Below are 13,599 nucleotides of genomic sequence, written 5' to 3'. Positions count from 1 at the left end.
CGTCAAGGCGTGATAAGTAAAGTTTTGAGGCAGGCAAGAGGCAAGAGAATTTAATTCTTAACAACAATAAAAACTATTGGTTTCAAAATGGACACAGTTTATTTATAGAGAAAAATTATGATAGATATGATAGACCAGTCGGCTAAATCCCTAAAAATCTTGATTATCGACGACCATGAGGCGGTAATAGGCGGTACGATGGACGCGATCGCCAGTGAATATCCAGAAGCAGATATTCAGTTAGCCAAAAATGCCAGAGAAGCCAAAGAAAAGCTGCACAGTTTCACGTATAATCTGGTAATTACAGATCTTTCGATTCCCGAATTAGCAGGCGAGCGTCCCAAACCAGAAGTAGGAATCGATCTGTTGAGAAGTATGATGGATAACTACTCGTCTTTGAATATCGTAGTTCAAACTGCCGATGCTAGAGCTTTAATTCGATTGCGTCCCAATATTTACGAACATGAAGGTGGTTTTACCGTAGCCGACAAAGGCGAACCATTACAAAAAATGTTAACTAAAGTCGATTGGTCGTTAAATGGGGTAAACTGTACGCCGAAGGAGATGCGGACTGGTTTGGAATTAAAAGAAGAATGGTTGAGTTTGCTAGAGTTGGCTTTTAATCAAAGTTTGAAAGATAAAGAGATAGCCAAAAAAATGAATATTGCCGAACGAACTGTAAGACATTACTGGACTAAAGTTCAGGATTTGCTGGAGGTTTACCCAGAAGAAGACAAAAATATGCGCATCCAAACTGAGAATAGGGCGAGAGAAGTAGGTTTAATCGATTAAAATTCGATAGTTTTAAGCTTTAAGCCAGAGCTATAAACGAGAAATACAGAGGAATTGGCAAGATAAATGTGCATCTGGTCGAAAATCAGACGGGAACTTAGTATTTGGCGTGCTGGTGCAATGCCTGGCATTGCAGTAATTGGCTTAGTGGTTTTGGTGCGCTTATTAGGGGGATTAGAGTTTTTAGAGTTAGTTGCTTTAGATAACTTTTTGCGCTGGCGATCGCCAGAACCAATCGATGACAGAATTTTAATTGTCGGCATCAACGAACGAGATATTCGCGGTCTAGAAAGTTATCCCATCAGCGACAGAGAATTAGCTAGTTTAATTACAATCCTAGAGAAGTACGATCCCCTAGCGATCGGAGTCGATCTGGTAAGAGACAAACCGCAGCCTCCAGGTACTGCCGAGTTAACCACGATTTTCAGCCAGCAAGATAATGTTTTCGGAATTGAAAAGGTATTATCTAGCTTAGAAGATGGACGTATTGAGGCGATCGCCCCATCTCCCGCACTACCACCAGACAAAGTAGGATTTGCCGATGCAGTCTTGGATCGAGATGGCAATTTACGTCGTAGTTTGCTGAGTTTGGTCAAAGACAACGAATTAAAATTTTCTTTCACCATTAGACTGGCAGAAAAGTATTTAAGCGATCGAGGCATTACTCTAGAAAATGCTCCCGATGAGCCAGAAGTGATGCAGTTGGCAGGAGTCAAACTAAATAGAGTTACTCCCAATACTGGCGGCTATGTTAATGTCGATGCGGGGGGCAATCAAATCTTACTAAACTTTCGTCGCGGCAAACAGCCTTTTCGTATTGTTTCCCTAACAGATGTTACGGCAGGAAAAGTAAATCCAGAGTGGATACGCGATCGCCTCGTCTTGATCGGCGTTACCGCCTTGAGCGTGAGAGATGATTTTAGTGTCCGTGGGCTACAGTCAGATAATCCTAGTTTGGTTTACGGGGTAGAAATTCAGGCACATGCCATCAGTCAAATTATCGGTGCGGTTTTAGACGATAGACCCCTATTAACTGTCTGGAGCGATATTTGGGAATATCTCTGGATTTTAGCCTGGGGATTTCTCGGTATCGGTTTGGCGAGACTGCTGAGTCAATCTCCCTGGAAATTGCTGATTACTATTATCCTCAGTAGCCTTATAGTGGTGGCAATTTGCTATTTACTGTTATTAGAATTTGCCCTGTGGCTACCAGTCGTTCCCTCACTACTGGTGTTATTAATTAATGGTTTGGGTTTGACCGCTTCGCTATTCTATCGCGATCGCCAAGATTTAAAATTTAAGCTCAAAGAACGACAATACGCGATCGAGTATATGTCATCGACAATTCACAATCGACCGATACAAACCCTCAAGCAAATTCTCAGAAATATTCAAGAGCGACAATTAGATGGCGATCGCCTAATTAAAGAATTGCAAGTACTCGACAACGAACTACGCAGCGTGGGAGAGTTGGTAGAAAAAGAAACGATTATCGACGGCAATAGTATCTATGTCGGCAACGCCAAAATAGATTTGCAGTGTCCATTAAAAGAAATACTCTATCAAGTTTATAGCAATACTATTATCCAGCAGTTACCCTGTTTGGCAGCAATTAAATTTAAAATAGTCAAGTTTGAAGACATGAATGGTAAAAACTTGACCGTAGAGCAAAAACGTAGCTTGTGTAGATTTCTCGAAGAAGCCTTAATTAATGTCGGTAAGTATGCAAAAGAAGCTACTAGATTAAAAGTTACCTGTACTCAAGAAAAAACTACCAATATTATTCGAGTCGAGGATAACGGCATTGGTTTGGAACACTACGGCAATATGGATCATCGAGTTTGTGGCGGAGGAACCAAACAAGCCAGAGACTTAGCCAAACAGTTGGGAGGGAATTTCCGCCGCTTTCCCCGTCAGTCTAAAGGTACGGTATGTGAATTAACTTGGTCGAGCGATCGCAGTTGGTTCTGGAATTTTTAAGAACACTTGCGACTCAAAACCAACTTACCATTATTCAAACGATACGCTCCTTGTGGTTCGATAATTGGTTCTCCAGGTTGCCAACTGCTATTATTATCTGCAACATTACGCACTCTACCTGTAGGATATTCGGACTGTAGGATATTCGGAGATTTCTGCATTGCCCGGACGAATGGGTAAACCCTCACCACCCGTAATAATAAATCTACCGTTATTTTGCCGACTGCGAACTACGCAACTGTTAGCCACTAAACTATCTGTATCGATCGCATTATCTGGCAGTTCAGTCAAGCTGTTTTGAATAAAGCTGACATCGGGAATAGCGACAAAACCAGACACTGCACCCGTAGCGTTGATATCGGCGCGTTGATTATTAATTAAATCGTCGGGATCGCCAGTCAGGGAATTGAGAGTAAAGTTTTCGGCAAAGAAAGCAGGAGTATCGAGAGTAATGTTTCCGCCTTGTCCATCTGCTGCAAAAGCCAAGATATCGCTGTCATCGAAAGCAATAATTGAATCAGCAGTTATCTGAATATTGCCACCATTGTTTGCACCTAAAAAAACTGATGAAGCAACGTTGGTATTTTTAAGTAACATATCTTGGGTATTTATATTGATATTTCCACCAGATGACATAAGTGAAACTGTTGAAATTTCACCATCGGAAATATTGATGTCTCCTCTTACATCAAGAGAAAGATTTCCCGCTCTGCCCATGCCAAGACTACGAGAAGACATCCTACCACCATTTTGCATATCCAAGCTGGTAGTAGACAAACTAATATCTCCAGCCTCACCCAAAAGAGTATCTGAGCTTGTAAACAAACCACTAGCAGTTCCGTCAGCCGACTGACCCTCAATTTTTACCGAATCAAAAGCAGTTATATCTAATTTACCACCTCGTCCGTTGCCACGACTACCAGCACCTATCTGTGCGCCATCTATAACAGATAAACTTTTGGTTTCAATAATCAATTGTCCCGCATTTCCACTGCTGTCAACTTCGGTGTCGGCAAATAGACCACTAGAAGTTAAACCACTCTCAGATAGTCCCGCTCCTATTAACTCAATTGATTCCAAAGCTTTAATCTTTAGATTTCCTGCCGTACCTGCGTTGAAAGTTAAAGACTTTATTCGCGCTCCATTTTGTAGGATTAAACGCTCTGCATCGATCGTCAAATCTCCAGCATTTCCAGTTAGATTTCGAACCGTTCTAAAGTCAATATTTGGTAGAATAAAACCGCCAGTCTGTGTAGTTATACTGCTACTGGAGTCATCATCGTTGATTATTCCATCTATTTCTATTTCCTTGGCTCTAATAGTTACATTGCCAGCATCTGCCAAACCGAAAGTAGAGGCTGATATAGTTGAACCCGTCTGAATCGATATATTTTCGGCTTGAATATTTAAATCGCCACCGATTCCAACATCAAAAGAGTCTACCGATATTGCCATCTTGTCTTTGAGAACAAGATTTCCCGTAGCGATTTCTATATTGCCAGCAATTCCACTTCCCCTAGATTCTGCAATTAATCCACCACCAGTTAATATTCCAGTATCAGGTAATCTACCTGCTTCGTCTCCAAGAAGAAGGACTGATTCAGTAGCATCAATCTTTATATCTCCTCCTTGTCCTCGATTTAGAGCAATGGTGGAAATTCTCGCACCGTTCCGAACGATTAAATTGTTGGTTGTAATTTCTATATCACCAGCCTTGCCACTGCTTGCACTGGCGTTGAATAAACCCGCACGAGACGGAAAACCATTTCCTTCTAATTCCCACTAACTCTGTCGCGTCCAGTATAATGTTTCCACCTTTTTGAGAACCTAAAGTAAGAGAAAAAATATTAGATTCGTCCCTCAAAGAAATTCTACTTCCTGAAAGTCGAACCGTACCTCCTGTTTGATTAGTAGTATCAATTAAAGTTCCATTAGTTAATAACATATCTGCTCTAGCAATATTTTGAGGAAATATTAAATTACCATTAGGAGCAATATCGACTTTTCCCCTTTCTGTCAATCCACCTATATTGATTCTGCCTCCGAAAGCATATATATTGCCACTGATATTTACATTACCGCCTAATAATGAAAAATTTTTACCATCTGAAACACGAAGACCAAAATTGTCATTTCCCAATAGATTTTGCCCAGAAGGGGATCTGTCAATAAGTTTGTGTCAAAGAAAGTTAAAGTGGAAGCCGTCCTTCAAACTCGATGGCAAATCGATTTAAAGCAGCTTTCCAATCCCGTAAAGGTCTAGTCCATCTCTGAGATAAGTTATTAATCGCAAGATAAATAACTTTGAGCGCAGCTTCATCTGTTGGAAAAATCCGATGATTCTTCAACACTTTTCTAAGAGTCATATTCATCGACTCGATCGCATTAGTGGTGTAAATAATGCGACGGATTTCTGGAGGAAACTGGAAAAACGGAATCACGTGCTGCCAGTGAGCCAGCCAAGACCTACTAATTGGGGCATAAGTGGAGTCCCACTTGTCAGCAAAAGTTATTAGTGCCTGTTCGGCTTCAGCTTCAGTAGCGGCAGTGTACACTCGTTTGAGGTCAGCGGCAACAGCTTTACGGTGTTTGTAGGAGACATAGCGTAGGGAGTTCCTGACCATGTGTACCATACATAACTGTACGCGGGTTTGCGTAAATACCGTTTCAATCGCTTCGGCGAAGCCCGTCAGACCATCGATACAAGCAATAAAGATATCCTTGACTCCACGATTCTTTAACTCAGTTAACACCGACAGCCAGAATTTTGCCGTTTCTGTCTGGGTCATCCACAGCCCCAATAACTCCTTATCGCCTTCGATGTTGATTCCCAGAGCTAGATGGACGGCTTTGTTGATGACTCTTCCCTCCTGTCTGACTTTGACGACCAAAGCATCAAAAAAGATAATTGGATACACTGCCTCTAGGCTGCGATTTTGCCACTGGAGTCGCTCTTCATGAACCGCATTGGTTACTTGAGATACCAGGGCTGGCGATACTTCTACTCCATAAAGGTCTTGTAGTTGGGCTTGGATATCACGAGTGGTCATTCCTCTCGCATACAGGGCGAGAATCTTGTCATCGAAGCCTGTAAAACGAGTTTGTCCTTTTTTGACCATCTGAGGCTCGAATTGGCGATCGCGATCGCGAGGCACGGCAAGTTCCGCTTCGCCAAACTCCCCCTTAATGGTTTTACGGCTGTGTCCGTTGCGTCGATTTTGTCGCTCTTTTTTGCCCCGCTCTGCCTTCTGAGTCTCTAGATGTACGTCTATTTCAGCTTCTAAACAACGCTCTACGAGTTTTTTGGTCAGTTGTTTGAGGATTCCTCCTTCTCCAATAAGGTCTTCTGGTTTTTCATAGTCTTTGAGCAGTTCATCAATTAACTCTGGTCGAAAGGTCATAGTCTCATTCCTCACATTAATTCTATTTATTAGAGTGTGTTTTGACCTTTGACACAATTTATTTTACATACCCCACAAAGCGAAGAGTTAATTAGTTGTGAGCTAAAGTAAGCTTAGAAGCAGCCATCATTTCCGAGGAAGTTCATTTTGAGCCATGAAAAAGCCGAGTAATACTTGGAACGACTACCTATTACTCTGTAGAGCTATAAAGGGCGCGAATTGGTTCTGGTTCAACAGTCGCGAAATTTAGCTAGAATTAACCCTGTCAGTTGCTTTTCCCTCCCTCAGCATAAACTCCCACAAAGTCTGCCAACTCTCAAACCATAAATATCTGGTTAGTGCCCGAACATCATTGAAGAAAGTTTGGCGAGTAACTAACATCGAGCGAACGGCACGATAAGTGATGTGGACTAAATCCCAACTGGTGTGGAAGAGATAAGCTAACCAATTAAGGCAGAATAGAAGTTCCGCCTGGTGGTTTTCACCGTGACCCAAGTTGTGTTCGAGATGATAGCCTTTAGTTTTGAGAATATTATTCCCTTCATTTTCGAGCTTCGAGCGCGCACGAGCAGCAGTGACAATCTCGATCGCATTCTGTCGCTCGATTTCATGGCAAGTAGCAAAGGCATTGTAATACAAGGTTTTCTCGTCGCTGGTATCTGTAACCGTTACCTCACACCAGTTTACGTCCAGGGCTGGTTGGGTAGCTCTGAGGGGAATTTTATTCACAAAGCGGTAGTAGTAAGACAAACATTTTCGTCCTCGAATCTCCAACTGGGTTAGAGTTTTCACCTCCCCGACTCGTTCGAGGTAATCCACCCACTCATAAAGTTCTGAATGAGATGTACGCTTACAGACAAAGATAAAATGATAACCATGAGCCAAAGCCGTTTCACAGATGGGTTGATTGCAGTAGAGGTCATCCCCAAGTAAAGTTACAGGGAGGTCTTCTGGGTCGCGGGGATGAGCAGCAATCCAACGCTTAGCGGCAGCGTTCTCCCAGTCTTGTTTATCATGACCATCTTGGGAAGTGATGAATTCTGGTTCTAAACTGATGAGCTGTGGTCGTCCTGGAGCCACCAGTACCGGAGTAACCGCAGCATGAAAATAGGTAGTACTGCCGTTTTTATGAGTCCGATGGCAACAATGACAACAGTGAATCTTCTTGGAGGAGAAATATTCAGTTCCATCAAGTGTCAGCAAAAATCCTCCACCGAAGCAACGATAGGGCGATAGGTTCCCTGTCTTGGACAAACCATTATAGACTGAGCGAAAAACGCCAAATACCGTCGAAGCTGGCACCAAATTGAGCAGGGTGCGAATCTGAGGATCACAGGGGATGTTCTCGATGCCAAACAAACTCTGGGCATTATTTTTCCCTTTCTGACTTTTCATCAAACGTTGATGGTCTAAAAAAGAAGGAGATTGCATAAAAAATACAGAAAATGCACTTAAGTGAGCTTCTTCAACCGTATATTTAGTATTATTGCTTGGTTTTCGTTCCTCGGGAAGATTATTTAACTCGGCACTCAGCATCGATAGTAATTCAGGCATTCCTATTGCTAGACCCATGTTGCTACTCTGTGAGAATTTAATGCCTTTTACTTTAATCTAATTCACCCGAATCTTAATCAGAGTGGTTTTTGTTAGCAAATAACTTTCGCTAACAAATGTTCATTGCTCGTCTATTTTTCTCTGGGAATTTTTAAAATGAGAATTGCTGCATTACTCATGCCGATCATTCCTTCTCTTCCTTGGTTATGGTAGAGCGGAACTCTGCTAATAATCTTTTTGGGATGTTGCTCCAATTTCTGTTTAACTATCGGTATAGTAAGTTCCATAAGAATAGCGTTGATAGTTGCGATTGTAACCCGTGTCTGTTGAGAGAACTTGACTGTTGGGGTATTGTTGTAACCAACTTCCCAGAGTTGACTTGACTGCGGGAATTCTAACTAGATTTCGATTGACAGCTCGACCTACTATGCCCATTGCCCAAGGCTGAGAATAAAGAGTCTCATCGGCGCGATCTTACATCACCAAACAGCTTTGATACACCTTGCCCGACACGCCAAAAGTAGTATTGTTGCGTTCGAAGGCAACAATGGTGTCGCTCAAAGGACAATAAGAAACTGTAAGATTTTTGCCACCTATAGTATCGTTAACAATCTCGTGCCAATTCATACTTCCGAAAGGATAAGCTTTGGCTTCCCTATCAGTACTCAAACAATTTTATCCGAATCGCTTAAGTCTGAGGGATAAGATTTACGAGTCATTTTTAGCTTTCAGTTCTGCTTACTTCTTTTTTATGACCAGATTTTGATTTTTACAGCCTTCTTTATTTTCTTTTTACAAACAATCTCTTATTGGCGAAAAGTTTTATTGTTTTGGTTAGCTTCAGAATTAGACCAAATTGGAAGTTGATTGACGATTTGTAGCGTTAAATCTAAATAAGTATAGTTCTCTCCCGGCACGGTTTTTTGTCCAAAATAACCTCTAGCTCCGTGATGAGCGTGAGGACCGCTGATGTAAGAGGTATATCGTCCCTGTTGTTTAGCTCGGTTAAACGGTGAACCAATCGTCCAATACCAGCGCGATGGAAAGATAATACCGCTAAGATTTGTAATCCAATCTTTTTTGCCTTTTAAATGATAGACGTGTTCGACTGCATTAAAACCTTCAGCTCCAGAAAAATCACCGCCAACAGAGATAACAATAAGCCGAGCTTCAAGCCATTGATTGAGATAATCCGCTGCACCAAGAGCAATTTGAGCACCACCACTCGTTCCAATGAGAATCAACTTTAAGGAACGAGATGACGAACGTGGAATCGAATGTGCTGCATCCATACGATTGATAACTGCGCTAGCAATTCCGCGGTTATAGACAGGTCCATAGCGATCGTCTATCGAAATAGCAAATCGCCAAAGATTGCGAATTTTGATGAGTACATCAACATTTTCTAGCCAACCATCTGCCTTCTGGGCAAAACGCCACAGGGGAGATAATAAGCGATCGCCTCCCAAACTTTCGTTAGTTGCTGAGTAGGGAAAAACGTCTCGGACAGCTACGCAGTTAGGATGTTTTTCTACTAAACGATCTACAAATACTTCTTCTCCAGATGCTAATTGATTTGCAGAATAATCTCCAACTCCGGTAAAAAAAACGATGTAACAATCGAGCGCTGATGAATTAGTAGCGGAATTTGGAGCTTCGTTAGACGGCAAATTTTTGAAACGATTTTTTTGACCGTTAAAACTTTTAGACTCTTGACTTATCCACCAAAACAGCGTTCCAACAGGCGCAAGAGTTCCCCAGATCAACAACAATGCTCCTGCTAGAAATAATAGCTTTAAAGTTTCATCTTGAAACCAGGATAATATACGTCTGAATAACCGAAACATTTAAGCATGATGGCGAATTTAGTGACACTCCTCACTCCCTAGAAGGGAGTGGGCTTCTAAGCAACATTAGTAGTTTAGGCTTGGAGTCAGAAACTCCCTCTAAGAGTGCTTGACCTACTAACTAACTTAGACTACTTTGAGCCGTGTCCGAGCCATCTACTACTTCTAAACTAGAAACTAGCTTAGTTGTAGATACGTTTACTACATGTGCTAACAATTTGAAATTGTTTAGCTAACTATCTCCACCGCAGTAATTTTTACCTACTGAACGGACTGCAACTGGAGGACTTTTCAGTAGAACCAGCTAATTACTATTCAAGGTTCAAGGTGCGTATTCTCCTTATGGTACAACGAACAAAAGCTTTATTTTATGAAGATTCTATTGCTTATTTGTAAACCCCGACCTCGCTTTCATCCCGTTGTCTAAAGGCTAAACGGGAATTCTCGCTCGGAATACTTTAAATTTTGAACCAATTTGTCAAACTATGAAGTTTATCTATTACTCTAGCTTTTGTATAAAATCATCTCATAGCAAATTTGCGATCTATCGCAAGCATTAGGAGAATCCAGCTCAGTGGCTCAAGCTCAAAAAAAGGGGGTTACGGAAAACGCTTTGCAAAGCACTTAGTTTAAAAGCTGAATTTTATGAAAATGCTCGCGCTTGCCCCAGAGCTAAACGAATAGCTTTGATGATTGTAATTTTGGCAGCTTTATCTCATGCCTTGGGTACTGCAGTCATTTTAGTGCTCAATCGAGTGGCACTTCCCAATCTGCTAATAGCTCTTTTCATTATTACTTTTAGCATAGTGGGAGGATACTATTTGTGGACTTGGATGATTTGGAAGGTCGGTCATAGGTTAAAGGCAAACGCTCCAACCTACGCAGATTTATCAATTCCCATTGGCTTTGCCTATGCACCTCAAACATTAAATTTTTTGACTTTAATTCCATTATTGGGACGACCGATTGTCTCGATCTTAGCTGTTTGGAGTTTCTTGGCAGTGATTGTTGCCGTTCGAGAAGGATTGGCTATTAGTACTTCTCGTGCTGTCACGATCTGTTTGGTAGGCTGGACTTTAATTCAATTAGCAGTCGGCTTTATACAAATTCTAAGTACATCTTGAAGGTAACTCGCTCTTTATCTAATATAGTAACTTTGTACTAAAGTAGCAGAAAAAATTACCCGTGATGGAAAATGGCAAACTAGCGAAATCTCTGGACGACGAGCTTAGACCCCCCCAGGCTCTAACCGAGCGCAATACCACACAAGCAGCTATCAAAAGAGTAATTCTCAACCGCGACCTGCGATCGCTGACTGAAGTTGAGAGGATACATTACAATTTTGCACTATGCAAGAGCTCGATCCGATTGATTACCTAGTCAATAACGGGAAAATATCACCCTATAAGTAGGTAGACAGAATTAAATGCAAAATAACAAGAGTTAGTAGCTCGCCCAAAACCTTTATTACTCCTGACTCCTGACTCCTGACTCCTGCCTAATACCAAGATGTAGTCTACCCAAACGAAAACTGCTGTAAATTCAAGATACAAGGGTAAAGGGGAAGGGAAAAAAGTATATTTTTCGTTCTCACAATTGCTCGATTTCTTCCAATTGCTCTGGAAAATCTTTGGTCGAACTGACGTTAAACCAAGGTGCTTGAGAAACGAATTCTAAAATTCTACTAATAAGAACCTTCTGAATCGAGTTTTACAATCCAACTTTAGCCTCTAAAGACTTCAAATATTCTGTATTGACTTTGGATTCTCGAATTAGAGCGATTTTACCAGTCCGGGCAATTTCGCGGATGCCAAATTTATTTAACATTTGAATAATTGCCACCATTTTACCGGGATCGCCCACCACCTCGATGGTTAAAGTTTCTTCAGACATATCTACGATGCGAGCGCGAAATATTTGAGCCACCTGAATTGCCTCGGCACGATTAGAAGCCGTAGCATTGATTTTGACTAGCATTAATTCTCTTTCTACACAGGGCTTTTCAGTAATATCCTGTACCTTGAGCACGCTAACCAATTTGTAAAGCTGCTTGATTAGTTGTTCGATAATCCGGTCATCTCCAGGCACTACCATCGTGATCCGAGATATGCCCATTTGTTCGGCAGGACCCACAGCCAGACTTTCAATATTAAAACCGCGACGGGCAAATAAACCAGCAATCCGAGTTAAAACTCCGGCTTCGTCTTCTACTAAAACAGAAATTGTATGTTTCATCATTAATAAAAAATTATATATAGACCTTACTAATTTAATAATTTAACCGAAGCTTGGAGCTTGTTAAAAATTAAAGCTTTTCTAGCCAATTTAATAACAGAGAATTAAAGCGGTCGGGACATTCATCATGGGGACAATGACCGACATTTTCTAGTTCGACTAGGTCGATTTGGGGATTTAATGCCGCGATCGCCCTAGCTTGATGGGGAGGAACCATCCGATCTTGCAGTCCCCAAATTAACAGCATGGGTATTTTAAGTCGAGATATGGTTTCTTTTACTGGTGCGGCAAATCCTACTTTTCTGATGCTTTGAGAGAGGGCGTATAGAGTTTTTTCCGAGCCGCGATCGTAAGCGGGGTTGGCTAAAATCTCTACCAGTTCTTCAGTAATAGCAGTTTTATCGTAATATGCTATTCCCGCCCAGCGACGAATTATTGTTCGCTTTCTAAGTAATTTTAATAAATTTTGGATTAGTAAAGGGGATGCGACCAAGTTTTCTAATTGGGTGACTAGGGGACGAATCAAACGAGGCAGCATTTCCTGCCGCACCGAAACGTCAGGTAAGCTTAACATAACCAAACCAGCAACCAGATCGGGATATTTATCCGCAACGCTCAAGCATACCAGAGAACCAATCGAGTTACCGATTAAGATCGCCTGCTGACCGATAAAAGTCTGCCAAAAATCCTTAATCTGTTCTCGCCACAAATCTGCAGTATAATCGACGCTGGCTTTTCGCGATGCCCCAAATCCTAAGAGATCGATCGCATACACGGTATGGTGTTTACTGAAGAACGATAAATTATTGCGCCAATGCTCGATACTCGCACCAAAACCGTGAATAAAAATTAACGGCGGAGTCTGTCGGCGTGCAGTTCGATTTCGAATGTAAGTATAGCGAGTTTGCCATCCTCGCCAAACCCAGTCCCGTTGGTTGCCGATACGCTGTTGCCAGGAAAGATTGTGTGTCAAAATTTGTCTGCTTAAAAATTATTTACATTAAGTTAATTTTGAGCCTCAAACTCTATTCAGTTCTGGCTCGAACCTTAAATTATCCGTCGACTAAATTAAAAAATAAAAGTTAACTTAACGCTCTATTCAAATCTAGATCGGTAAAATAGCAGGTAAATAAAATATCTTACTACTCGCTTTAATTATATTCAGATTACAAAGGAATACTCAGATACGCCTGTGAGAGATAAAAGACGCAATAATCGCGATCTAACCAAAACTAACGAAAGAATTCGTTTTCCCAAAATTCGTGTTATCGATTCGGAAGGTCAACAGTTAGGAATTATTACGCCCAAAGAAGCTCTAGCCATAGCCAGAGAAAAAAATCTCGACCTAGTGTTGGTGAGTGAGACAGCAGATCCCCCCGTCTGCAAAATCATGGACTATGGTAAATATAAATACGAACAAGATAAAAAGCAAAAGGAAGCGAAAAAGAAACAGCATAATGCTGACGTTAAGGAAGTCAAGATGCGCTACAAGATTGAAGAACACGATTATAATGTGCGCGTCAAGAATGCCCAACGTTTTCTCAAGTCAGGAGACAAGGTCAAGGCTACCGTAAGTTTTCGGGGTCGAGAAATTCAGCACTCTAACTTAGCCGAACAGTTACTGCACCGTATGGCATCGGATCTAGAAGATGTTGCCGAAATTCAGCAATCTCCCAAGCGAGAAGGTCGTAATATGATGATGATGCTGTCTCCTAAAAAATAGGATTCGCTCGGGCTTCGGCTTGGTTAGAGAGAAGGAAGAAAATTGACCAAAGAAGGAGCTCCGAAAT

12 protein-coding genes and 1 pseudogene are annotated in these 13,599 nt (G+C 41.5%); 4 read left to right on the top strand and 9 right to left on the bottom strand.

All coding sequences use genetic code 11. The features are described from left to right. Positions 1 to 117 precede the first annotated feature (117 nt). The gene (locus ACLFKQ_RS06245; RefSeq protein WP_448998982.1) at positions 118 to 792 is read left to right on the top strand and encodes a response regulator; all 675 of its coding nucleotides are present in this window, start codon (positions 118 to 120) and stop codon (positions 790 to 792) included. Positions 793 to 858: 66 nt separating this feature from the next. Continuing rightward, positions 859 to 2,772, top strand: coding sequence for a CHASE2 domain-containing protein (locus ACLFKQ_RS06240; RefSeq protein WP_448998981.1), 1,914 nt, complete (start codon positions 859 to 861; stop codon positions 2,770 to 2,772). 114 nt (positions 2,773 to 2,886) lie between these two features. Here the strand turns inward: ACLFKQ_RS06240 and ACLFKQ_RS06235 are convergent, their stop codons facing one another. The 7 genes and pseudogenes from ACLFKQ_RS06235 to ACLFKQ_RS06205 all read right to left on the bottom strand — a co-directional run bounded on the left by ACLFKQ_RS06235 (position 2,887) and on the right by ACLFKQ_RS06205 (position 9,574). Further along, a complete protein-coding gene (locus ACLFKQ_RS06235; protein WP_448998980.1) occupies positions 2,887 to 4,227 on the bottom strand; it encodes a hypothetical protein in 1,341 nt (446 codons plus the stop codon). 250 nt (positions 4,228 to 4,477) lie between these two features. Next, positions 4,478 to 4,912, bottom strand: coding sequence for a hypothetical protein (locus tag ACLFKQ_RS06230; RefSeq protein WP_448998979.1), 435 nt, complete (start codon positions 4,910 to 4,912; stop codon positions 4,478 to 4,480). 49 nt (positions 4,913 to 4,961) lie between these two features. Then, a complete protein-coding gene (locus tag ACLFKQ_RS06225) occupies positions 4,962 to 6,173 on the bottom strand; it encodes an IS256 family transposase (RefSeq protein ID WP_448998010.1) in 1,212 nt (403 codons plus the stop codon). Between the two features lie 246 nt (positions 6,174 to 6,419). Next, a complete protein-coding gene (locus ACLFKQ_RS06220) occupies positions 6,420 to 7,745 on the bottom strand; it encodes an ISNCY family transposase (protein WP_448998433.1) in 1,326 nt (441 codons plus the stop codon). A 113-nt stretch (positions 7,746 to 7,858) separates the two neighbouring features. After that, positions 7,859 to 8,014: a hypothetical protein gene (locus ACLFKQ_RS06215; RefSeq protein ID WP_448998978.1), complete on the bottom strand. Its 156-nt coding sequence runs from the start codon at positions 8,012 to 8,014 to the stop codon at positions 7,859 to 7,861. After that, positions 7,995 to 8,381: pseudogene (locus tag ACLFKQ_RS06210) on the bottom strand (DUF3179 domain-containing (seleno)protein); the annotation flags it as partial. The gene ACLFKQ_RS06215 and the pseudogene ACLFKQ_RS06210, both read right to left, overlap by 20 nt. Positions 8,382 to 8,533: 152 nt before the next feature. Beyond that, positions 8,534 to 9,574, bottom strand: coding sequence for a hypothetical protein (locus tag ACLFKQ_RS06205; protein ID WP_448998977.1), 1,041 nt, complete (start codon positions 9,572 to 9,574; stop codon positions 8,534 to 8,536). Positions 9,575 to 10,260: 686 nt separating this feature from the next. Here ACLFKQ_RS06205 and ACLFKQ_RS06200 point away from each other — a divergent pair. After that, positions 10,261 to 10,698 (top strand): hypothetical protein, encoded by a 438-nt coding sequence (locus ACLFKQ_RS06200; protein WP_448998976.1) that lies wholly within the window; start codon positions 10,261 to 10,263, stop codon positions 10,696 to 10,698. Between the two features lie 586 nt (positions 10,699 to 11,284). Here the strand turns inward: ACLFKQ_RS06200 and ilvN are convergent. Further along, complete coding sequence (gene ilvN / locus ACLFKQ_RS06195) at positions 11,285 to 11,809, bottom strand: acetolactate synthase small subunit (protein WP_448999467.1); 525 nt, start codon at positions 11,807 to 11,809, stop codon at positions 11,285 to 11,287. A gap of 70 nt (positions 11,810 to 11,879) precedes the next feature. Next, on the bottom strand, positions 11,880 to 12,782 hold the full coding sequence (locus ACLFKQ_RS06190) for an alpha/beta fold hydrolase (RefSeq protein WP_448998975.1): 903 nt from the start codon (positions 12,780 to 12,782) through the stop codon (positions 11,880 to 11,882). A 219-nt stretch (positions 12,783 to 13,001) separates the two neighbouring features. On the opposite strand from ACLFKQ_RS06190, the gene infC reads away from it, so the two are divergent. Further along, a complete protein-coding gene (gene infC, locus ACLFKQ_RS06185; protein ID WP_448998974.1) occupies positions 13,002 to 13,532 on the top strand; it encodes a translation initiation factor IF-3 in 531 nt (176 codons plus the stop codon). Positions 13,533 to 13,599 lie beyond the last annotated feature (67 nt).

This window comes from Myxosarcina sp. GI1(2024) (assembly GCF_053543375.1).
The sequence above is the reverse complement of the archived record's forward strand: the minus strand, read 5'-3'. Positions and strand labels throughout refer to the sequence as shown.